A 19,336-nucleotide genomic window follows, 5' to 3' on the forward strand; every position below is an offset into this window, starting at 1 on the left:
CGGCGGTCGTCACCGCGCGGGCCGTACGCCGAAAGGCCACGCGGGCCGTACGCCGAAAGGCCACGTGAGCCGTACCGTCCCCGTGGCCCGCGGAGACCGCCCACCGTGAGCGGCTCCCGGCGGGATGCGAGCCGTACTGTACTGATCATTCCAAAAGTGTTACGGTGACCGCATGGCACGGCCGAGGACGTTCGACGAGGACCGGGCCCTGGACGCGGCGATGCACGCCTTCTGGGAGAAGGGCTACGAGGCCACCTCGACCCAGGACCTGTGCGACGCCACCGGGCTGGGCCGCAGCAGCATCTACAACGCCTTCGCCAGCAAGCACGACCTGTTCAAGCGCGCGCTGGCCCGCTACATCGAGACCATGAACGCCGCCCAGTTCGCCGTCCTGGAGGACGAGAGCCGGCCCGGCGCGGAGCGGATCCGCACCCTGTTCGCCATGGTGATCGGCGACGACCCGGACGACCGTCGCGGCTGCCTGTCCGTCAACAGCGTCGTGGAGCTCGCCGGCCGCGACCCGGAGGCGGCCGGGATGCTGGAACGCGACACCGCGCGCCGACTGGCCGTCATGCGCGCGGCGCTGGAGGCCGGGCAGCGCGAGGGCGGCATCACCTCCTCCCGCGACGCCGGCTCCCTGGCCCGCTTCGTCAACGCGGTGATCGCGGGGCTGCGGGTCTCGGGCCAGGGAGGCGCCGGCCGCGCCACGCTGGAGGCCATTGTGGCGACGGCGATGGACGCGCTCACCGCCGAACCCGGCCCGGCCGATCCCGCCTCCCGCGAGCCCGCGCCTTCCGGCCCCGAGCCGGCCGGGCCGTCCGCCCCGGACAGGCCGTCCGCCCCGGACCGCTGACCACCGGCCCACCGGCCCACCCACCCCGAACCGCCGACCCGCCGGTCCACCGGCCCACCGGTCCATGACCGCTGAGCGCCGGCCCGGAACCCACCCCCGAAGCGCCGGCGCTCCACGCCGCCCTCCCATGTCCATGTTTTGAACCGATCAATACAAAACCGATGTCTCAAGGAGAACCGTGAGTCGCGCCGTGCACATGATGGCCCTCGGCATCTTCGCCATGGTGACCAGCGAGTTCGCCGTCGCCGGTCTGATGCCGCAGATCGCGGAGGGGCTGGGCGTCACCGTCCCGCAGGTCGGCTACCTCGTCACCGCCTTCGCGGCGGCCATGGCCGCAGGCGGCCCGTTCCTGACCGTGGCGCTGCTCCGGGTGAACCCGAAGACGGCGCTGACGGCGCTGTTCGCCGTCTTCCTGGCGGGCAACGTGCTGGCCGCCGTCGCCCCCGGCTACGGGGTCATGACGGTGGCGCGGGTGATCACCGGAGCCGCCTCCCAGGCGTTCTTCGGGATCTCGATCTCACTGTGCCTGCGGCTGGCGCGTCCCGAGGCACGGGGCCGGGCCGTCGCGACGGCCATGAACGGCCTGATGCTCGGCACGCTGCTCGGCATGCCGCTGTCCACCCTGATCGGTGAGCGGCTGGGCTGGCGCGCCGCCTTCTGGGCCGTCGGCGTCCTGACGGTGATCGCCGCCCTGGCCACGCTCGCCGCGGTGCCGCGCCTGGAGCGCGACGGCGACGGCGGGAACCTCCGGAGCGAACTGGCGGTCTTCCGCGCCCCGCGCCTGTGGCTGACGCTGTCCACCAGCACGTTCGTCATCGGCGCGACGTTCGCGGCCTTCACCTACTTCACCCCGGTCCTCACCGGGGTCACCGGCTTCGCCGCCGGTACCGTCCCGCTGCTGCTCGTCGCCTACGGCGCCGCCACCGTGGCCGGGAACGCCGTCGTCGGACGTCTCGCCGACCGGCACACCCTCGCCGTGCTGCTCTGCGGCCTGGTCCTGAACCTCGCCTTCCTCACCGGGTTCGCGCTGCTGGCCCATCTCCCGGTCCCCGCCGTGACGTTCATGATGGGGATCGGCCTGGCGGGGGTCACCCTCAACGCGGCGATGACCGCCCGCGTCCAGCGGGCCGGGAACGCCGGGCCGCTGGTCAACACCGTCCACACCTCCTTCATCACCCTCGGCGTCATCATCGGGTCCTGGGCCGGCGGGCTGGGCGTCGACCTCTTCGGCCTGCGCGCCCCGCTGTGGCTCGGCGCCGTCCTGGCCGCGATCGGGATCGCCACCCTCGTTCCCGACCTTCTCCGCCGCCGCCCGGCGCTCCCGGACGCGCCACGCGACGGCGCCCGGACCGACGGCGATCTACTTTCCGAGGCCGTGAGTTGAGGACGGCTTCGGGAACGCCTGGCCGTACGAACCGGACGCCGGGGGTAGAGGACCGGCAGGCCGCACGCCGCGGCGCCCGCGCCGTCCCACCGGCCGCCGCGGGCGTCCCGTCGGCCCGCCGGAGGACCCCGCACGGAAGGTGAGGACCAGCAGTGGCCCACGCATGCAGGAACGGCCTGATCGCCGGCGCCGCCGGAACCGTGACCCTCAACGCCCTGACCTATCTCGACATGGCCGTCCGCGGCCGGGGGCCGAGTTCCACGCCCGAGCAGGCCGCGGGGATCCTCGCCGGCAGGACCGGCCTCCACCTGGGCGAGGAGGAGACCGCCGAGCACCGCAAGGAGGGCATCGGCCCGCTGCTCGGCATGGCGGCCGGCCTCGGGGTGGGGGTGGCCTACGGGTTGTTCCGGCGGGCCGTGCCCTGTCTCCCCCGGCCGCTGGCCGTGCTCGCCGTGGGCGCGGCGGTCATGGTCGCGGGCAACGCGCCGATGGTGACGCTGGGGCTCACCGACCCTCGCGAGTGGGGGACGGAGGGCTGGCTGTCGGACCTGGTCCCGCACCTGGGCTACAGCATCGCCACCGTGGCGGCCTACGAGGCGATCAGCCGCTGACCGGCGCCCGGCCGGCCTGGTCCGGCCCCGCTCGGACCGGAACGCCGGAATCACCCCGGCCGGGCCGGAGCGCCGGGATCACCCCGGCCGGGCCGGAGCGCCGGGCCAGGGTGTCCAGGCCGCCGCGTTCAGGTCACCGCGTTCGGGCCGGCGTGTTCAGGCCGGGGCCATGAAGGTGCCCGGGCTGCCGTCGGTGGCCCGCCACTCCGGGCCGCGCTCCCGGCTCGCCCCGGCCAGTGCCTCGCGGACCCCTTCGGCGTCCTTGTCCGTGGCGTAGACGGGGGTGCCGGGCTGCTGGCGCCAGGAGTCGTCCAGGCCGCCGGCGTCCACCGGGTCGAAGCCGAGCTCGTCGATCAGGTCCATGACGACCCTTTTCGCGGCCTCGTCGTCGCCCGCGACCGGCAGGGCCACGCGCCCCGGGGCCCCGGCGGGACGGCCGTGCTCGGCGAGGTGCCGGGCATAGATGTTGTTGAACGCCTTGATCACCGGACGGCCGAGGCGCTTTTCCACCCAGCGGCTCTCCGGCAGGCCGGACTCGATCTCCTCGATGCGGCCGTCACGCTGCCGGGGGTAGTAGTTGCCGGTGTCGACGACGACCACGTCGTCCGGCACCCCGTCGAAGAGGCCGGGAGGCAGCTCGGGCACCCGGCACTCCGGGATCGTGACCACGACGAGGTCGGCCCCGCGCGACGCCTCCTCGACGGTCACCGCCTTCGCCCCGGTCTCCGAGGCCAGGTCGGCGAGGGTCTGCGGGCCGCGCGAGTTGGCCACCGTCACCTCGTGGCCGAGGTCCGTCAGCCGTCGGGTGAGGGCGCCGCCGATGTTTCCGGCGCCGATGATGCCGATCCTCATGGTCGCTCCAGGGATTCTCCGGGAATGCGGCGTGGCCGTCCGCTCCGGGCCCCGGGACGAGCGGGCCGGCGCGGCCCCGGACGGGCCGTGGAGGCGGGCGCCACCGGAAAACCGATCGTACGCGAAATGGCCGCCGTCGCGCGTTCCCGCCACGCAAAGGAATTCCCCTCCGGATTCCTGAGCGATTCACCGGAATTCGGGACGCGGCGGCGCGGACCGGAATTCCGGAACGCGTGCGGCGGGCGGGTGACCCGCCGCACACTGGACGCGGATCAGCAGCAGGGACGCCTGCCGCCGTCGGCCTTCGCGCCGGTCCAGACGCCGTCGCCTCCGCATCCGGCCACGCAGCTGCCCCTGGCGGGCGTCGCGTGCGCGGTCGCCTTACGGCCGAGAAGGGAGATGATCCGGTCGGTGACGCCGTTGACGAGCTTCATCTCAGAGACCTTTCTCCGGAACGGTTATTAATTTACCCATAGTCTTACTTCGATCAATTAAGTACGTCAATGCGCTCATTGTGAATTATTCCCGGCAGTCTCTCCGAGTCGCCTCACCACGACGCCCTGTATCCGGGCGGCGTCGAAGAATCCCTCCTGGCGGGAGTCCACGCTGTACCCCGGATTGTCCCCGAGCAGCACGAACCGGTCGCTCGGCACCGGTGTGCCCGCGGCCCCGGCCAGCGCCGGCCCGAGGCCGTCCGGCACCGGGTCGCCCGGCACGGCCGCCACCCGCTTGATCAGCAGCCGGCGGGCCGGCCGCCGCGGCCGGACGCCCTCGTACTCGGGCAGCACCACGACCACCTGCCCCGGCCGGACCCGCCCCGGCCGCACCGGCCTGGCCAGCACGCGGTCCCCGTCCGCGAAGGCCGGTTCCATGCTGGGCCCGCTGACCGTCGCCACCACGAGCCGCCGCGCCCACCGGACCGCCGCCGCGGCGGCCACGGCCAGGGCCGCGGGGATCAGCCACCACACGTCACACCACCGCCCTCGTCCCGTCCCGCCGGTCCCACACCGCATCGCCGTCCCCATGCCGGAACCGCCGACTCCATGTCACACCGCCGTCCTGGACCGGTATCCCGACGCCTGCAGGGTGAACAGCCGCGCGTACTCACCGCCGGCGGCGACCAGCTCGTCATGGCTTCCCTCCTCCACGACCACGCCTCCGGACAGCACCACGATGCGGTCGGCGTCCCGGACCGCGCCCAGGCGGTGCGAGATCAGCAGGCTCGTGAGGCCGTTCCGGTACTCCTTGAGGCTCGTGTGCACCTCGTGCTCGGCGGCGGCGTCCAGCCCGGCGCTCGGCTCGTCGAGGATGACGAGGTCCCGGTCGGCGCGCATGAAGGCGCGGGCCAGCGCGACGCGCTGCCGCTGCCCGCCGGACAGGCCGACCCCGACCGCCTCCCTGTCCACGTCGCTGGTGAACCGGCGGCTCAGCAGGGTCCGGTAGCCGTCCGGCAGCGCGGCGAGCGTCTCGTGCACCCCCGCGCGCCGGGCCGCCGCCTCGATGCGGTCCTGGTCGTTCAGCGCGTCCAGGTCGCCGACGCCGACGTTCTCGGCCGCGGTCAGCTCGTAGTCCATGTAGTCCTGGAACACGGCGCTGATCCGCCCGCGCAGCGCGTCCGGATCGGCCTCGCGGATGTCGACGCCGTCCCACAGCACCGCGCCCCGGGTCGGGTCGTAGAAGCGGCACAGCAGCTTGACCAGCGTGGACTTTCCCGCGCCATTGAGCCCCACCAGGGCGACGGCCCGGCCGTACGGGATCACCAGGTTCACCCCGCGCAGCACCCAGGGGTGGCCCTCGGAGTAGCGGAACCACACGTCCCGCAGCTCGATGCCCCGCCGCAGCGGCGGCAGGGCGGCCGGCCGTACGGCCACCGGCAGGTCCGGGACGCCCCGCAGCACCGTGAGGTAGTGCCGGAAGAGCAGCAGCGACTCGTGCGCCCTGGCGATGTCCTGCGCCACGCCGCCGAGCGCCGCCTGCACGCCCATGACGGCGGTGATGAACATCGCGACGTCACCGACACTCAGCCGGCCGGCGCGCGCCGCCGCGACCGCCCACATCAGGCCCGGCACCAGCACCGCGACGCCGACCAGGCCCAGGCCCGCCCGGACGGCGAACTCCCGGCGGTCCACCCGGCGCTGCGTCGCCTCGTGCGCCCGCCGTTCCGCCAGCATCCGGCCGCGCACGAACCCGCCCAGGCCGAGGAGGCGCACCTCCTTGGCGGCCCGTTCCGTCGCGAGCAGGTCCCGGTAGAAGATCTCCCGCCGCTCCGCCGGAGTGATCTCCCAGAACGCGGCCGCGCGGTGTTTGCCGAGCAGGAGCTCGGCGGCGAGCACCGGGACGCCGGACAGCAGCACGATCACCGCCATCAGCGGGCTCAGCGCGCTCACCAGGCCGAGCAGCCCGGAGATCGTGAGGGCGCTGCGCGAGACGCCGAGGAGGCCCTCGATCACCCGGTTCGGCCCGCGCCCGCCGGACTCGTCGGCGAGCTGCAGCCGGTCGAGGAAGGCCGGGTCCTCGAACGGGGCGAGACCGCGGATCCGCGCCACCGCGGTGAACAGCCGTTCCTTGGCGAGCGCGCCGATCTCCCGTTCCACCTCGGCGCGCAGGAACGTCCCGGCGGCGGTCAGCGCCATCGACCCGAGCACCGTGGCGCCCAGGGCCCCGGCGAGCAGCGCGGGTTCGCCGAGACTGGAGTCCCCGGTCAGGCCGTTGACGATCGCCCGGGTGAGCCACGCGGTGCCGACCGGCAGCGCCGCCGACACCAGGGTCACGACGACGTACAGCGCCAGCCGCCCGGGAGCCGCCCGTACGGCGAGCCGCGCCGCCTCGGCGATCCGGGCCGCCGTGCCGTCACCGGTTCGCGGCGGGGTCGCGGGCCCGCCGCCGGCCGGCGCCGTCACGGGCTCGTCGCCGACCGGCGACGGAACGGTGAAACCGGCGGGACCGGCGGGAGCGGCCCCGGGCTCCTCCCCGGTCCCCGACGGGCCGGTCACGGCCTCGCCGCCGCCAGGCCCGGCTCGTACCCGCTGGCCCGGATGGTGTGGTCGGGGTTGAGGACGCAGAACGCCGGGGTCGCGTAGAGATGGAAGGCGACCTGCACCGGGCCGCGTTTCTCCTCCACCACGACCCGCGCCACCGGGCCGAGCCGTGACGTCATCTCCACCGCCAGCTCCGGCGTGCCGCGCACCACCGCGAGCACCTGCCTCGGGTCGGACCTCCGCTCCGCCTCGGCGATGAACTGCGGCAGGCGGTCGTGGCAGACCTCGCAGTTCCAGTTGAAGAAGCCGACGTACACCTCGCCAGTGAGGTCCGCCCGCGTCAGCGGCTCGCCGTCGAGCGTGACCGTGGTGAAGTCACCGATCTCCACGCCGTCCGGCAGCATCGGCGGCACGCCCGCCTCCACCTCCGCCAGCCGGTCGGCCTGCTCCCTGACCTTGCGCAGCAGGCCGACGGTGAGCAGCAGGTTGAGCAGCGAGACCACGGTGAGTACGGCGACGAGAGCTGTCATGGGTTCTCCTATCGCTTGTGTTCCGCGCCGGCCGGAACAGCGCGACGAGGTCGTCGATCACGGTCACCAGGACGCCCGCGACGAGGCCGGCCAGCCCGGCGACCGCTGCCTCGCCGAACTCCGGGCCCCGTCCGGCGGGAGAGGCGGCGGAGGCCGCCAGGCCCAGCAGCGCCACCGCGACGAGCACCAGGTTGCGGGCCACGTGGCCGGCGCCCAGCGGCGTCTCGGACCGGCCGAAGCACGAGCACGGTTCCCGGTTGCCCCGGGCGAGTGACATCGCGATGCCGGCGGTGAACGCGGCCAGCAGCGCGGCGGCCACGCCGAACCCCGCCGTCCCCGCCGCCCGCGCCGGTACGGCCAGCAGCAGCACGATCACCACCTCGGCCGCCGTGAACACCAGCGCCGCGGGCCGTACCAGGCCCGGGGGCAGCACCTCCATCCGGCGCAGCGACCGCACGAAGGCGCCGAACCGGCCCGGACCGCCCAGCTTCCCGGCGGCGGCGATGAGGAAGATGACACCGATCATGAATCGGCACCCGATGACCAGATGAACCACGGCTCCGCCTTCCGGAATGGGGGGAGGAAGACCGGCGGACGTATCGGCGGACATGTCAGCAGGGAAACGATGATCTTAACCGGACCATGACACGGTATGTCGATACACCGCATTCCGCCAGCCCCTCCCGCACCGGCGTTCGTGTCCCGGGTGGAACCCGGAGAGCCGCGCGCCCGCCCTGTCCTGGTCGTCGGGACAGGGCCCGCCCGGACAGCCGGGCGGGCGTCGGTGGCTATGCTCGGAAACGCCACTGTCCGGCGTGCTGGAGGCGGGCGATGACGGAACGCAAGCCACTCGGTGTCAACTTCGAGACGTGGGTCGACCGGCAGATTCGCGAGGCCGCGGAGCGCGGCGCGTTCGACGGCCTGCCCGGCGCGGGCAAACCGCTGCCCGGCGAGGGCGAGCCGTACGAGGAGATGTGGTGGATCAAACAGAAGCTCCACTCGGAGGGTCTGTCGTTCCCGCTGCCCGGCACGCTCGCCCTGCGTAAGAAGGCCGAGGAGGCGCGGGGCGCGGCCGCCGAGGCGCGCTCGGAGGACGAGGTCCGCCGGATCATCGGGGAGATCAACGAGGAGATCGTCGAGGGGCACCGCAAGGCCCTGTCCGGTCCCCCGCTGAACCTGATGCCCTTCGACGTCGAGGAGGCCGTCCGCGACTGGCGCGACCGTCACCCGGTCCGGGAGGAGACCCCCGAGCCCGCTCCCCCGCGGAGGAGACGGGGGTTGTTCGGCCGGTTCCGCCGGAGAGGATGACGCCGCCGGGCTGTTCGCCGGGGACGACGGCCGGGTGGCCGGGCGACGACGGCGGGCCCCCGCCCGCCGGGCAGGCGGACGGGGGCCCGGGAGCCGGGTGGTGGAACCGCGTCAGTTGATCGTGACGATCGTCCCGGAGCCGTTGGGGTACTCGACGTAGCCGGTGTTCGTCCGCGGCGTCGCCTTCGTCCAGGAGGCCGTCACCGGGATCGGCGTGCCGACGGTCACCTTCGGCTTGTTCGGCGTCAGGGTGAGCGTGCCGCGCGCGTTGTCGGCGGTCACGAGGTTGACCTGGGTGAGGAAGTCCGTGGACGTGGTCCCGGGCAGGTCACCGAGGGTGAGCACGACCAGGGTGTGCCTGCCGGGGCGCGGGTGGGGCAGCACGGCGCGGGAGTCGCCGTCCAGGTCGAACACCCACGACTCGAACTCGCGCGTGCCGTTCTCCTCGTAGAAGAGGAGTCCGCCGACCTGGGCCTCGGGGTTCGCCGCCCTGAGCTTGAACGAGACGGCCTTGGCGTTTTCGGGGATCGTGACCGGGATGTCGCGGCCCCACACCTCGCTCTCGTTGACGGTGCCGGGCACCTCGTCCGCCGACACGAGACCGTACGGGGTGATCGAGAACTTCTTCGTCCCGGGCGTCACCTCGAAGTTCACCGAGCCGTCGGTGCCGGCGCCCTTCACCTCGGCGGGCGCCCGCGCGCTCAGCGGGGTGGCGACGATCGCGCTGCGCACGGTCGTGCCCGCGCCGGTCCACGTGAGCCGCCCGACGACGGTGTCCGTGGGGGTCGACGGGAGCATCTCCATGGTGACGGTGAACTCCTTGGTCTCGCCCGCCTTCTTGAAGACCAGCGTGGACGGCTTGACCTTGGTCTTGAGACCGGGCAGTTCGATCGCCGAGTGGTAGACGCCCGGGGTGACGGCGGTGACCCTGCGGGTGACCGTCCGCGAGCCGAAGAGGCTGCCGACGGAGATCGTCGGGTAGTTCACGTCGGTCCCGGCCAGCGGCTTGGCGCCGGTGCCGGTGCTGACGCCCAGGCCCTCCAGGTAGCCGTACCAGTCCTCGGCGCCCGCGTCGTAGACCAGGCCCGGCGTGAGCATGCGGGCCGGGTCGACGTGACCGGCGCCCTGGGCGAACACGTCCGGGGTCTTGGTGTCGTAGGCGGTGGTCATCATGGCCGACTTGATCGCCATCGGTGACAGGAGGGGATTCTTGCCGAGGTAGAGGGCGGCCAGGCCGGCGATGTGCGGGGTGGCCATCGAGGTGCCGGAGTAGAAGTCGAAGTCCTTGCCGCCGTTGCCGGGAGGCGCCACGGCGGCCAGGATCGCCACGCCCGGCGCGGTGACGTCCGGCTTGATCAGGTCACCGTTGTTGCTGAGCGAGGGGCCGCGCGAGGAGAAACTCGCGACCTCCGGGTACGACGCGCCGCCGGAGGCGGCCGGGGCGAACGTGGCCGTCGCGCCCGCGGTGGCCGCGTAGCCGGCGACCTTGTCCGCGTCGGGGGCGTTGACGTGCACGGTCGGCACGGCGTGCAGGTCGGCGTCGGCGCTCTGGTCGGTCGGGTTGCCCAGCACCATGCCGACGCCTCCGGCCCGCTTGACCTCGGCCGACTTGTCCACGCGGGCCGTGGTCCCGCGCAGGCAGTAGACGATCTTCCCGGCGGTCTTGGCGGGGTCGAGCGAGCCGGCCGCGCAGATCTGCGCGTCGGACTCGGTGGCCGTGTCCGTCTTCACCGACAGGGCCGTGACCAGCGGCTTGGGCCCGAACGGGGCGACGACCGTGGTGCTCACGCCGCGGACGACCGTGCCGTCGCCGAGCCGGACCTCGGCCTGCCAGGGCGCGATCGTGCCGGCCGCGACCGTCGTCGTCCACGGCATCGTGTTGTCCAGCGTGGACGGGTCCGGGCCGGAGTTGCCACCCGCCGTCGCGACGAAGACGCCGGCCTCGGCGGCGGCCAGGAAGGCGCGCTGGACCGGGTCGTCGGCCGACGACTCGAACATGCCGCCGACCGAGTAGTTGATCACATCGACGCCGTCGGCGACCGCCTGGTCGACGGCCGCCATGAGGTCGGAGGAGTAGCCGCCCGTGGTGCCGCCGTCCTTGCCCTGCCAGAGGGCCTTGTAGACGGCGATGGCCGCACCGGGTGCGACGCCGGAGATCGCACCGTAGTCGACGCCGTTGGCCGTGGCCTGGACGGCGTGGTCGCCCGCCGCGGTGCCGGCGGTGTGCGAGCCGTGGCCCTGCGCGTCCCGCGGGGAGACGTAGTCGGCGCGCTTGTCCGGCGGGTTGCCCTTCAGCCACTGCTCGCCGAAGTACCGGGCGCTGATGACCTTCTGGTTGCACAGGTTCGCGGCGAACTCCTCGCCGGTCTGGCACAGGCCGATGAAGGTGGACCCGTCGGCCTTCTTCATGACCGTGACCCCGTCCTTCAGGTAGGGCCGGTACGGGTCGGCTTTCGTGGGCGGCTCCGTGCCGAGGGCCGGGGCGGCGAAGGAGGGGTTCTCCGGCCAGATGCCGGTGTCGATGACGCCGACGACGACGCCCTTGCCCGCCTTGCCGGTGCCGCCGAGCTTCGCCCACAGGCCGGCGTCGCCCGACAGGCCGAGGAAGTCGGTGGAGTTGCGGTCGTCCAGGGCCTTGCGCAGGGTGTCGGGGACGACGGACACCACGCCCTGGGTCGCGTGCAGCCGCAGCGCCTGGGCCGGGGTGAGCTGGGCGGTGAAGCTGTTGGAGGCGACCGCGTGGTGGCCGGTGGCGGCGGCGCCGACGCTGCGGGCCACCTGGTTCTGCCGGTCGGTCAGGCGGTCGCGGTAGCGCCTGGCGTGGGAACTGGTGGTGTCGACCTTCTTGCCCTTGCGGCCCCTGGTGGGGGCGATGCCCTCCGTGCCGCCGTCGTAGGTGGCCAGCGGCGGTTCGGCGAGGGTGACGATGTACGGGGCGGGAGCTGCCGCGGGGTCGGGGGGCGCCGCCGCGGCGGCGGGCTGGGCGACGGCCGGGGCGATGGCGGTGACCGCCAGCGCGGCGGCCAGCGCCGACACACGATGGACGCGGGGGTTGCGGAACATTGCGCCTCTGGGGGGATGAGCCTGGTCACCCGTCCGGGGAGGATCACCGGAGGGCCGCTACGGAGTCAAGCGTCCGGCGTTGATCCCTGTCGAGATATAGTGCTGGCATTTTCGGCCACATGACCAAAAACGACATTTCGGCAGGTGCTCCGTGGGCGATCGGTCCGTGCTCGGCGCCGTGGGCGTCACGGACTTCGACGAACGGGTGTACCGGCTGCTGCTGCGCCGGCCCGGCCGGCGGACCGGGGAGATGGCCGCCGAGCTCGGCGTCGGCCCGGCCCGGGTGCGTTCCGCGCTGGCCCGCCTGGCCGATGCCGGGCTGCTGCGCCGCGGCGGACCCGGCCGGTACGAGGCGGTGCCCCCGGAGGCGGCGATCGAGTGGCTGGTGGACCGGCGGCGGCTGGAGGCCGAGGCGCGGCTGGCCGCGGTCAGGACGGTCGTCTCGGACTTCACCCAGCTCTACCACTCGGGCCGGATGGAGGCCGGCCCGGCCGGGGTCGTGGAGGTCCTGGCGGGAGAGGAGGCCGTCAAGCGGGTCGTCACCGAGCTGCAGCGGACGGTCGGCACCGAGCTGCTCGGCTTCGACCGCCCGCCCTACGTGGGCCGCCCTGACGACTCGACGGACACCAACGAGTCGGAGCTGGAGACCACCCGGAGCCTGCTGACGCGTGGCGTGGACATCCGCGTGGTCTACTGCGCCGACTCCCTGTACCGTCCGGGCCGCCTGGAGACCCTGGTACGGCTGGCCGAGGAGGGCGAACGCTCCCGCTTCGTCGAGCACCTGCCGTTCAAGCTGCGCATCGCCGACCGCAGGGTCGGCCTGTTCCCGCTGGTGGACGGGGTCTACGACAACATCGCGCTGCTGCACCCCTCCCGGCTGCTCGACGCGCTCGTCGAGCTGTTCGAGGTCTACTGGGAACGCGGCCGGCCGCTGACGGGCCTGCCGCAGACGACGGACGAGCGGCCGCCCGAGGAGGACCTGCTCGTGCTGCGGTTGCTGAACGCCGGTCTCAAGGACGAGGCCATCGGCCGGCACCTGGGCGTCAGCGCGCGGACGGCCACCCGCAAGATCGCCGCCGTGATCGAGCGGCTCGGCGTGACGACCCGCTTCCAGGCCGGCGCGGCGGCCGCCGCCCGCGGCTGGCTCTGACGAGCCGCGGGTCGGTCCGATCGCGCCACATCCCCGCGACGGTGATGAGCCAGGCGCTGTTCCCCGGCCGCTGACGTCCTCCTCGTTCCTCTGTCCCCGGCGTACGGCCGGTCACCGGAGGTCCCCCCGGGGTCCTCGTCGTCCCGCCCCCGGCGTCCTCAGTCACCGGCGTCCTCAGCCGTCGGCGTCCCCCTCGTTGCCCTGTCCCCGGGCGGTCATGCGGGAGGCCCGTTCGGAGGTCCACGTCGAATGCGTCTGGGAGGGCTCCCGCTGGTCGTCCCAGATCCGGCTACCGTCGAGGTCGAGCATGCCCACGGGGACGTCGATGGTGATCCCCGGCCGCGGGTACGGGGCGTCGGGGAGCCGATAGGCCGCGCCGTCGGCGGGACGGCCGGCCCGCCAGGCGGTGCCCGCCCCCGGCCGGTGCGGCGCCAGCCCGAGCATGGTCGGGGTGTTGAACAGCACCACCGCGTCCTGCCCGTCCACGGTCACCGGCTTGCCGCGGTGCCCGTCCGGACGCCAGTCGGCGTTCTCGTCGGTCAGCGTCAGCTCGCCGTACGAGACGCCGCCTCCGCTTCCCCGGGCCTCCGGCGCGGCCCGGCGGCCGTTGTTGCGGATCCGGTTGGCGGTGAACGCGCAGTGGTCCAGCCCCGCGTCGACCCGGATGCCGTCCAGCCCGTTGTCGCGGACGGAGTTGCCGTCGAGCACGAGGTCGACCGCCGGGCCGGAGTAACCCCTGCCCAGGGAGTGGTGCCAGTAGCCGTAGCGGCCGTTGGAGCTGATCCGGCTGCCGCTGATCTCGTAGGGGCCGGGGGTGTTGCCGATGCTGACGCCGTCGCGCAGGTTGCCGTCGATGATGCAGTTGACGACCATGCCGCCCCGGCCGGCGATCCCCGAGGTGCCCTGGGCGGAGATGTCGAACCCCGCCTCGTGGTTGCCGATCATCGTGCAGCCGGTCACCACGAGACCGTCGGCGCCCCAGTCCGAGATCCCGAAGCGGTTGTCCTCCACGTGGCAGGCGGTGATCCGGATGCCGCGCGGCGGCGTCCACGCCGCGTCCTGCAGTTCGAGGAAGATCCCGTTGGTGCCGTTGCCGCGGGCCGTGCAGGAGGTGACGGTCAGCCGTTCGGTGCCGCCCCAGCCGCCGATGCCGATGCCGATGCCCGCCCCGCCCGCCTCCTCGCCGGTGTCGAGCCGTCCGCACCGCTCGGCCAGGACCGCGTCCACCACGGTGTCCTGCAGGTAGTCGCAGCCCAGCCCGGTTCCCGGGGTGTCGTGGATCCAGAGGTCACGGAAACGGCCGCGCAGCACGTACTGCAGGCCCATGCCCTTGGCCAGCGGGTCGTATCCCTCCAGGAGCATCGCCGAGCCGTCGATCTCGAAGGAGGCGAAGACGCAGTCGGCCAGGTGGTTGTCCGGGCCGGCGCCGTGCTGGAGGGCGGTGAACCACATCAGCGGCGTCGGCGTCCCGGGGGCACCGGGGTTGGCGAGCCGGAAGCGGGTCACCTGCATCCCGGCGCCGACCAGCGAGACGCCCGAGCACCACACCGTCGCGGCGTCCAGCATGCGGTAGTCCCCCGGCGGCGCGTAGATCATCCTCGGCCGGCCGTCCCTGCGGTACGCCGCGCCGAGCCGGTCGACCAGCGCGGCGAGGGCGGGCTGGTCGTTGGTGACGCCGTCCCCGGTCAGGCCGTGCTCCCGGGCGTCGTAGACCCGGCACGCGTCGGCGCCGATCCCCTTCGGGCCCTCGTCCATCCCCTCGCCATACCCGGGGCCCCGCGCCGTATGCCCAGGTCAAGCCGTATGCCTCCGTCGGGCCGTACGCCTTCGTCAGGCCGTGTGCTCGGTCAGGGGTCAGGCCGAAAGAACGCGCGGGGCATGGGGGCCGGCGCGCCGGCCCGGTGACGTGATCGCGGAAGCTGGCGGCGGGCGGCGATGCCGCGGGTCAGAGATCCGGGCCGGTGACGTAGTCGCGGAAGCGGGCGGCCGGGGCGGGCAGCGGGCGGTCGGTGCGCCAGGTCAGGCCGATGGTACGGCGGGCGCCCTCGGAGGCGATGGGAAGCCCGACGGTGCCCGACTGCCCGGCGAAGGGCTCGGGGACGATCGCCACGCCGAGCCCGGCGGCGACGAGGCCCTCGATGGTGGCGAGGTCCTGGCTCTCGAACGAGATCGCCGGAGAGACCCCCGCGTCCCGCAGGAGGGCGTCGACCAGGAAGCGGTAGCCGAAGCCGGCCGGTGTGGTGACGAGCTCCTCGCCGGCCAGCTCCTCCAGCCGGACCCGTCCGCGGTCCCGCAGGCGGTGGCCGGACGGCACGACGAGCACCAGCCGCTCCTCCTGCAGGGGGTGCCAGCCGTGTTCGCCGGGCGGGCGGGGGGAGGTGATGGCGAGGTCCACGGCCCCGGTGCCGAGGTCGCGGCCGATCTCGTGGGCGGGCTCCTGGCTCAGCAGCACCCGCACCCGGGGCGCGTGCCCGTGGAAGGAGCGGAGCAGCCGGGGGACGAGCGAGGTGGCGATGGAGTCGAGGAAGGCCAGCCGCACCACCCCGGTGTCCGGGTCCAGCACGCTCCCGAGGTCGGAGAGCAGCTGGTCGTAGCGGGCGGTGAGGTCCCGCGCGGCGGCCACCACGATCTCCCCGACGGGCGTCAGGTGCACGCCGCCGTGCGCCCGTTCGAACACGCGGGCGCCGAGCTCGGCCTCCACGCGGGCCAGGGCCCGCGACAGCGTCGGCTGGCTGGTACGGAGGACGGCGGCGGTGTCGGTGACGTGCCCGTGGTCGGCGAGCGCGACCAGCCAGGCGAGATCCCGGAGCAGCACGGATGAATCATACGCGTCGCGTATCGAAAACGACCGGAACGCACATTGGACGTATCAGGTGCCGCGGCCGAGACTCGGAAGGTCAGTGAGAATCCACCACACCGAGGAACAGACAGGTATGAGTCGGCACACCGTGGAGGCGGCGCCCCGGCCGAGTGCCCCGCCGGAGGGCTACCTGCCCGGGTCGCGCGCCTACCGGCGCGTGGTCGTGGCGCTGTTCGCGGCCGGGGTGGCCACCTTCGCCCTGCTGTACAGCACCCAGGCGATCCTGCCCGAGCTCTCGGCGCAGTTCGGGGTCTCCATCGGGGACAGCACGCTGAGCGTCTCGCTGACCACGCTGGGCCTGGGGGTCGCCCTGCTGGTCGCCGGTCCCGCGTCCGACGTGCTGGGCCGCACCCGCCTCATCCACCTGTCCGTCACGGCCTCCGCCGTCGTGGCGGCGGGGTGCGCGCTGGCCCCCGGCTGGTCCGCCCTGCTCGCGCTGCGCCTGCTCCAGGGCGTCGTGCTGGCCGGGCTGCCCGCCGTGGCGACCGCCTACCTGCGCGAGGAACTGCACCCCTCGACACACGCCCGCGCCGCCGGGCTGTACGTCGGCGGCACCGCCCTGGGCGGCATGATCGGCCGGCTCGTGACGGGCGCCGTGGGAGAGGCCGCCGGCTGGCGCTGGGCGCTCGCCGCGGCCGCGGTCCTCGGCCTGGCGTGCGCCGTCGCCGTCCGCCTGCTGCTCCCCCGCTCGCGCGGGTTCGTCCCCGCCCCGGCCGGCGCCCGCGCGCTGCTGCGCATGAGCCTGCGCGCGGTCTCCGACCCGGGGCTGGTGACCCTCTACGCCATCGGCGGCTGCTCCATGGGAGCCCTCGTCGCCGTGTTCAACACCGTCGGTTTCCGGCTCCAGGGGCCGCCGTTCGGCCTCGGCCTCGGCGTCGCGAGCCTGGTGTTCCTCGTCTACCCGCTCGGCACCCTCAGCTCCACCGCCTTCGGCCGGCTCGCCGACGTCCGCGGGCGTCGCGCCGTACTGCCGCTGGGCTGCCTCCTCGCCGTCGCCGGAGCCCTGCTGACCCTGCCGTCCTCGCTGCCGGTCGTCGTGGCCGGGCTGGCGCTCCTCACCGCGGGTTTCTTCGCCGTCCACGGCCTCGCCAGCGGGTGGGTGCCCGCCCGCGCGCACGCCGGCGGCGTGTCCACCGGCCAGGCCGCCTCGCTCTACCTGTTCACGTACTACCTGGGCTCGTCGGTCTTCGGCAGCCTCGCCGGCCCCGCCTGGACGGCCGCCGCCTGGCCGGGCGTCGTCGCGCTCGCCACCGTGCTCCTGCTGGCCACCGGGGTGCTGGCCGCGCTGCTGCGCCGGACACCGGCCCTGCCGGGAGTGCGGGCCCGCTGAGACCCCGGGCCGAGAGGAGCCGGCTAGCGCTGAAAGTGCCAGAACAGCATCGACGGCGTCCCGGCGACGGCCGCGTGCGCCGCCTCGGGTGCCAGGTCGCACAGGGCCCACGGCCACACGTCCCACGGCTCCAGGACGCCGGTCCGTTCGCGCGGCTCCCCCGGCGGATGCCTGGGCTCCTCGCAGCGCCGCACCTGGAGTCCCGCCGCCAGCGCGGCCCGCACGTAGTCCCCGACCAGGTGGCGGTAGGTGGCCACCCTCCCGGGCCGGCCGTCCGGCAGCCGCACGGGCGGGATCACTCCCCGCGCCACGCCCTCGGGGTGGATGTCAGCGATCACCACATGCCCGCCGGGCCGCGACACCCGGGCGAACTCGGCGAGCACCGGGTCCAGCACGGGCACGTGCGTCAACGCCAGCGCGCAGACCACCAGGTCGACGGACGCGTCGGGCAGCGGCAGGGAGGACAGGTCGCCCAGCCGGAACTCCGCCCGCGGCACCCTGCGGCGCGCCCGCTCCAGCATGTCGGGCGAGGCGTCCACGCCGCACACCCGATGGCCTCGACCGGCCAGGTAAGCAGCCATCCTGCCGGTGCCGCACGCCGCGTCCAGGGCGTCGCCGACCGGCAGTGCGTCGACGACCTCCCTGATGAAGGGCTCGTCGAGGTCGAACGTGGCGTTGGGCCCGTCGTAGGTCCGCGACCAGATCCGGTAGCCCTCCACGGCGTCCACGCGGGCCACCTCGACGGCGGCGTCGGCCAGGGAGCCGTCGTCGAGGAACCTGCGGATCTCGGCCAGGCGCGCTTCGACGAACGCCCGGTCGTGTTCGCCGGCGTAGGCCCGCATCAGGGCGATGCCCTCCAGCCCGAGCACGTACGCCAGAGGATGCTCGTAGATCACCGTGACACGCTAACGACGACCACCGCGCGGACGCCATCGAATTCGAGCCGGACGGGCATGCGCTCGATACCCGCGACGAGGCCCGTTCGTGACGACCGTGCCACACCGGTCACGGAAAAGGCGTTCACGCTCCGGCCCGGATGTGGGCCGTACCCGCTGAGGGTGATCGGCGGTTCACGCGTCGAGGTCCGCCTGAAGCGAGACGTGCATGGGAGCGAACCCGCGTGCCTTGTAGAAGCGGATGGCGTCGGTGTTGGCCGCGTAGGCGGACACGACGGCCTGGTTCGCGCCCCGCTCCCCGGCCCACGCGAAGAATCCTTCGACGAGCCGGGCCCCCACGCCGTGCCCCCGATGCTCCTCGTCCACCCGCATGCTGACCAGCTCGGCCACGACGGCGTCCGGACGGAGCTCGTCCCGGCCCCGCAGCCGGGCGGTGAGATGGCCGGCCACCGGCCCGTCAGGCGAACCGGCCCGGGCGAGCAGCGCCAGGCTTCCCTCGCCCGTCACCATCCCCCGGTAGTAGTCGTGCCCGTCCCTCGCTGGCCAGTCCACGTCCATGAACGGATCCCGCCTGCCGCCGTCCTCCCGGAAGAGCGCGGCGGCCGAGGCGACGAGCGCGGGCACGTCCTCGACCCGCGCCGTCGTGAGTATGACCTCCACACCGACGACAGTAACGATCATGATTAATCATGTAAATCGGATCGAGGTCCGAGGCGGGACCTCGCCGCCGTGGGGGCCGTACCGTCGGCGTGCCGGTGGGGTGGCGTCCGGGAGTCAGCCGGTCTGATCACCGGATCGGACCGATCGGCGTTCCCAGGCCAGGGCGGCGACCACACCGATGGCATAGGCGACCAGGTCCCATGGGTCGGGGAACGCGCCGACCAGGACACCGCCGATGCCCGGCGGGGTCATGCCGACTATTTGGTAGAACTCGACGGCGGCGGCGATCGCGGCCGTGGCCAGCGTGCGGCGTGCGGCGGTGGTGCGCCACAGCAGCCCCAGGAACGCGTAGACCAGCATGGTGGCGCCGACGTCACTCACATAACCGCGGATGAACGGTTGTCCCGGGCCCCGGTAGAAGAGGGCGAACGCGCCGACGGCAAGGGCGACGCCGCCCAGAAGGACCATGGCGCGGCGCATGGGATCGACATCTTCTCCGAACTTAACGATCAGGACGAACCGATCATAGAGCTTGTCCCCTGGACGGTGACTCGTTTGGCGAGTGTAGACGCCGATCTCATTGACGATGCCGTCCTCCGTCTGTCCCTGCGAGTTGATCACGTGGACCGTCTCGTCGCCGAGGGTCCCGGTGGCGGGCGGCGCGGGGAACGACGGATATGCAGGTCAGCGGCGCGTCTTCCAGGCTGTGCCCAAAGGCCCTCACGGGGGCTCCGACCTGCATATCCGTCGAAGATCTCCCCGGTAGCACCGGGACCACCGGGACCCGGTGAAGGCCGTTGCCCGGCGGGGCAACGGCCTTCACCGTTCCGATGCGGGTGGAGGTGTTGTGACCTGCAGGCG

At 73.5% G+C, this 19,336-nt stretch carries 17 protein-coding genes and 1 pseudogene; 6 read left to right on the forward strand and 12 right to left on the reverse strand.

All coding sequences use genetic code 11. From position 1 onward, the window contains the following. The first annotated feature begins 172 nt into the window (after window positions 1-172). The 3 genes from IEZ10_RS02360 to IEZ10_RS02370 all read left to right on the forward strand — a co-directional run bounded on the left by IEZ10_RS02360 (window position 173) and on the right by IEZ10_RS02370 (window position 2,848). Window positions 173-853: a TetR/AcrR family transcriptional regulator gene (locus tag IEZ10_RS02360; RefSeq protein ID WP_189244743.1), complete on the forward strand. Its 681-nt coding sequence runs from the start codon at window positions 173-175 to the stop codon at window positions 851-853. Window positions 854-1,031: 178 nt separating this feature from the next. Continuing rightward, entirely contained in the window at window positions 1,032-2,237 is a 1,206-nt protein-coding gene (locus IEZ10_RS02365; RefSeq protein WP_189244744.1) for an MFS transporter, read from the forward strand. Between the two features lie 152 nt (window positions 2,238-2,389). Continuing rightward, a complete protein-coding gene (locus IEZ10_RS02370; protein ID WP_189244745.1) occupies window positions 2,390-2,848 on the forward strand; it encodes a hypothetical protein in 459 nt (152 codons plus the stop codon). Between the two features lie 156 nt (window positions 2,849-3,004). On the opposite strand, the gene IEZ10_RS02375 is transcribed toward IEZ10_RS02370, so the two are convergent. From IEZ10_RS02375 to IEZ10_RS40380, 6 genes and pseudogenes are all read right to left on the reverse strand, one after another. Beyond that, window positions 3,005-3,853 (reverse strand): NADPH-dependent F420 reductase, encoded by an 849-nt coding sequence (locus IEZ10_RS02375; protein WP_444545397.1) that lies wholly within the window; start codon window positions 3,851-3,853, stop codon window positions 3,005-3,007. 119 nt (window positions 3,854-3,972) lie between these two features. Continuing rightward, window positions 3,973-4,134: a hypothetical protein gene (locus IEZ10_RS02380; protein ID WP_189244747.1), complete on the reverse strand. Its 162-nt coding sequence runs from the start codon at window positions 4,132-4,134 to the stop codon at window positions 3,973-3,975. A gap of 75 nt (window positions 4,135-4,209) precedes the next feature. Beyond that, on the reverse strand, window positions 4,210-4,668 hold the full coding sequence (locus IEZ10_RS02385) for a S26 family signal peptidase (RefSeq protein WP_229810863.1): 459 nt from the start codon (window positions 4,666-4,668) through the stop codon (window positions 4,210-4,212). Window positions 4,669-4,746: 78 nt separating this feature from the next. Continuing rightward, entirely contained in the window at window positions 4,747-6,600 is a 1,854-nt protein-coding gene (locus tag IEZ10_RS02390; RefSeq protein WP_189244749.1) for an ABC transporter ATP-binding protein, read from the reverse strand. An 89-nt stretch (window positions 6,601-6,689) separates the two neighbouring features. Further along, a complete protein-coding gene (locus IEZ10_RS40375) occupies window positions 6,690-7,208 on the reverse strand; it encodes a thioredoxin domain-containing protein (protein ID WP_373287365.1) in 519 nt (172 codons plus the stop codon). A 166-nt stretch (window positions 7,209-7,374) separates the two neighbouring features. Then, window positions 7,375-7,818 (reverse strand): annotated as a pseudogene (locus IEZ10_RS40380) (MauE/DoxX family redox-associated membrane protein); the annotation flags it as partial. Window positions 7,819-8,039: 221 nt separating this feature from the next. Between IEZ10_RS40380 and IEZ10_RS02400 the strand changes: the two are divergent. Next, complete coding sequence (locus IEZ10_RS02400; protein WP_189244751.1) at window positions 8,040-8,516, forward strand: DnaJ family domain-containing protein; 477 nt, start codon at window positions 8,040-8,042, stop codon at window positions 8,514-8,516. Window positions 8,517-8,627: 111 nt separating this feature from the next. On the opposite strand, the gene IEZ10_RS02405 is transcribed toward IEZ10_RS02400, so the two are convergent. Further along, window positions 8,628-11,579: a S8 family serine peptidase gene (locus tag IEZ10_RS02405; RefSeq protein WP_189244752.1), complete on the reverse strand. Its 2,952-nt coding sequence runs from the start codon at window positions 11,577-11,579 to the stop codon at window positions 8,628-8,630. Window positions 11,580-11,730: 151 nt separating this feature from the next. Between IEZ10_RS02405 and IEZ10_RS02410 the strand changes: the two genes are divergently transcribed. Next, window positions 11,731-12,729: a helix-turn-helix domain-containing protein gene (locus IEZ10_RS02410; RefSeq protein WP_229810864.1), complete on the forward strand. Its 999-nt coding sequence runs from the start codon at window positions 11,731-11,733 to the stop codon at window positions 12,727-12,729. 174 nt (window positions 12,730-12,903) lie between these two features. Here IEZ10_RS02410 and IEZ10_RS02415 read toward each other — a convergent pair whose 3' ends face one another. Continuing rightward, window positions 12,904-14,484 (reverse strand): right-handed parallel beta-helix repeat-containing protein, encoded by a 1,581-nt coding sequence (locus IEZ10_RS02415; protein ID WP_189244753.1) that lies wholly within the window; start codon window positions 14,482-14,484, stop codon window positions 12,904-12,906. Window positions 14,485-14,674: 190 nt separating this feature from the next. Next, complete coding sequence (locus IEZ10_RS02420) at window positions 14,675-15,544, reverse strand: LysR family transcriptional regulator (RefSeq protein ID WP_189244754.1); 870 nt, start codon at window positions 15,542-15,544, stop codon at window positions 14,675-14,677. A 118-nt stretch (window positions 15,545-15,662) separates the two neighbouring features. Here IEZ10_RS02420 and IEZ10_RS02425 point away from each other — a divergent pair, with 118 nt between their 5' ends. Continuing rightward, on the forward strand, window positions 15,663-16,919 hold the full coding sequence (locus tag IEZ10_RS02425) for an MFS transporter (RefSeq protein WP_189244755.1): 1,257 nt from the start codon (window positions 15,663-15,665) through the stop codon (window positions 16,917-16,919). Window positions 16,920-16,942: 23 nt separating this feature from the next. On the opposite strand, the gene IEZ10_RS02430 is transcribed toward IEZ10_RS02425, so the two are convergent. The 3 genes from IEZ10_RS02430 to IEZ10_RS02440 all read right to left on the reverse strand — a co-directional run bounded on the left by IEZ10_RS02430 (window position 16,943) and on the right by IEZ10_RS02440 (window position 19,096). Continuing rightward, window positions 16,943-17,815, reverse strand: coding sequence for a class I SAM-dependent methyltransferase (locus IEZ10_RS02430; RefSeq protein WP_189244756.1), 873 nt, complete (start codon window positions 17,813-17,815; stop codon window positions 16,943-16,945). A 174-nt stretch (window positions 17,816-17,989) separates the two neighbouring features. Beyond that, window positions 17,990-18,475: a GNAT family N-acetyltransferase gene (locus IEZ10_RS02435; RefSeq protein ID WP_229810865.1), complete on the reverse strand. Its 486-nt coding sequence runs from the start codon at window positions 18,473-18,475 to the stop codon at window positions 17,990-17,992. Between the two features lie 114 nt (window positions 18,476-18,589). Then, window positions 18,590-19,096, reverse strand: coding sequence for a DUF2809 domain-containing protein (locus IEZ10_RS02440; protein WP_189244758.1), 507 nt, complete (start codon window positions 19,094-19,096; stop codon window positions 18,590-18,592). Window positions 19,097-19,336 lie beyond the last annotated feature (240 nt).

Source organism: Streptosporangium pseudovulgare (assembly GCF_014648055.1).
Taxonomy (GTDB): domain Bacteria; phylum Actinomycetota; class Actinomycetes; order Streptosporangiales; family Streptosporangiaceae; genus Streptosporangium; species Streptosporangium pseudovulgare.

Excerpts from the sequence above, each read along its gene's own strand:
- IEZ10_RS02360 (WP_189244743.1), top strand. The coding sequence starts at position 173 with ATGGCACGGCCGAGGACGTTCGACGAGGACCGGGCCCTGGACGCGGCG.
- IEZ10_RS02380 (WP_189244747.1), bottom strand. The coding sequence starts at position 4,134 with ATGAAGCTCGTCAACGGCGTCACCGACCGGATCATCTCCCTTCTCGGC.
- IEZ10_RS40375 (WP_373287365.1), bottom strand. The coding sequence starts at position 7,208 with ATGACAGCTCTCGTCGCCGTACTCACCGTGGTCTCGCTGCTCAACCTG.
- IEZ10_RS02400 (WP_189244751.1), top strand. The coding sequence starts at position 8,040 with ATGACGGAACGCAAGCCACTCGGTGTCAACTTCGAGACGTGGGTCGAC.
- IEZ10_RS02405 (WP_189244752.1), bottom strand. The coding sequence starts at position 11,579 with ATGTTCCGCAACCCCCGCGTCCATCGTGTGTCGGCGCTGGCCGCCGCG.
- IEZ10_RS02415 (WP_189244753.1), bottom strand. The coding sequence starts at position 14,484 with ATGGACGAGGGCCCGAAGGGGATCGGCGCCGACGCGTGCCGGGTCTAC.
- IEZ10_RS02425 (WP_189244755.1), top strand. The coding sequence starts at position 15,663 with ATGAGTCGGCACACCGTGGAGGCGGCGCCCCGGCCGAGTGCCCCGCCG.